The sequence below is a fragment of the Daejeonella sp. genome (assembly GCF_049655485.1).
In the GTDB taxonomy this organism is placed as follows: Bacteria; Bacteroidota; Bacteroidia; order Sphingobacteriales; family Sphingobacteriaceae; genus Daejeonella.
In genome coordinates this window covers 1-1,794 of the sequence record NZ_JBASJU010000335.1, presented here as the reverse complement: position 1 = coordinate 1,794, position 1,794 = coordinate 1, and the positions used below count along the sequence as shown (strand labels likewise).

At 38.0% G+C, this 1,794-nt stretch carries 2 protein-coding genes; both read left to right on the top strand.

Features of this window, described 5'->3' with window-relative positions; genetic code table 11:
* The coding region (locus WBJ10_RS13660) for a hypothetical protein (protein WP_424291219.1) at window positions 1-842 on the top strand (842 nt) is incomplete at its 5' end.
* A 92-nt stretch (window positions 843-934) separates the two neighbouring features.
* Window positions 935-1,794: hypothetical protein (locus tag WBJ10_RS13655; RefSeq protein WP_424291217.1), on the top strand; the 860-nt coding region annotated here is incomplete at its 3' end.

The window sequence follows — 1,794 nt, the reverse complement described above, 5'->3', positions numbered from 1 at the left end:
GTGTACGAGATTATGCCTTTGGAGACGGCGATGACGGGATAGCTTTCGCGTTAAACAGAAATACACCATATGATCCTGATGATCCAACCCATGGCCCTCCAGATGTAAATGCTGTAATTAAGTCTTTAGATGATCAATTTCATATCAGCTTCCCGGTATCGGTGGATTATGTCTTCCAAACAAGTGATAGAACCCAGCTTAAGATTGGATTGATGCGAAACATCGCTATCAAACCGATATCAGACAGTGAACTCACGGTCATTATGTATGGGGAAACCTACAAAGGAAAATATAGTCCCTTAACCGGTTTTTGGGGAGTTAATATTCAGTTTGATTATAATTTAAAAAAGAAATTCGGTGAATCATTTGAAAGAAAAATCGAAAACTCGAATCTAAAGGAGCGATATAGAAAGGCTCTCTATGTTGAACGCCGGGGGAGCGGTATTTCCTTAACAGCGAATTATGACATGCGTTTAAAGAAAAACAGAAACGATGGATTAGGCTTTAAAGCCGGTATCGGAAATGGAAGGACTTATTATACGCCAGTCACCAATAATAACATAAGTACCCGAAGAACATATATATCAGTGCCGCTAGGTATTAATTACGTTATCGGAAATAAAAGGCACGGCTTAGAATCGGGCATTGGTTTCACTTCTCAAGTAGCTCTGGATGACGTTGAAGATGGTCCGGGATTTATTTCAACAATCCCATTAAATATTGGCTATCGCTTCCAACCGTTAAAAGAGGGGTTAATCGCCCGTGTAGCATGGACTCCTATTATCCATAAAGATGGATTTTATGGTGGATGGACAGGACTGTCACTTGGATACAGTTTTTAATAAGGTTCAAAAGTTCTTTACATTACATTGTACTTAATTACTTATAAGAAGGGTTGAGATTATTGTTGTATTTTTCTTCTTTTATCTCACTCATGAAAATTTTAAAAATCATCATCATTACTCTGTTAGGAGTTATTTTAAGTTTCGATACATTTTCGCAAACGGGCACAGGGGACAAACTTCGTGTTTTTCTGGATTGTCAGACTTATTGCGACAAGGATTATGTTAAGCGGGAAATTACTTTTATAGATTACGTAAATGATCGTTTTCAATCAAACGTATATATTTTAATAAATTCGCAACCTACCGGAAGCGGCGGAAGAGAATATAAACTTCAGTTTGCCGGGCAGGAGATTTTTAAAGGTGTTAATGATACTTTGTCATACATCCGGGAGGCAACCGCTACAGACGATGAGGATCGCAAATTAGCTGTACAAACTATTAAATTAGGCTTGGTTAAATATTTCGCACGAACTGCTAAAGCCAAAGATCTACAGATTTCATTTATAGGGGATACTTCCAGAAAAACCAATATCGAACAGGCGAAAAAAGACCCCTGGAATTTATGGGTTTTCAGCGTTCGTTTAAATGGTTACCTGAATGGAGACAGAAACTACTCCTCGAATAGCTTTAGCACCGGTGGCTCAGCCTCACGTGTAAGTGAAAAACACAAAACAAATACAAATTTCAGTTATAACAGAAATAAAAACAGGTTCGGTGAAGGAGTTGATGCTTTCAAATTCACCAATGAAAGTTATTTTACCAATAATACAACTGTTTGGTCCATAAGTGAACATTTATCTGCAGGTGGATCGATTTCTGCCCAGCGTTCCGATTACAGTAACTACGACGCATTATTATCGATAACTCCCGCTATAGAATACAATTTCTTTCCCTACAAGGAGTCGAATAATCACTATATCGGATTGATGTATAAGGTAGGACCCAGATA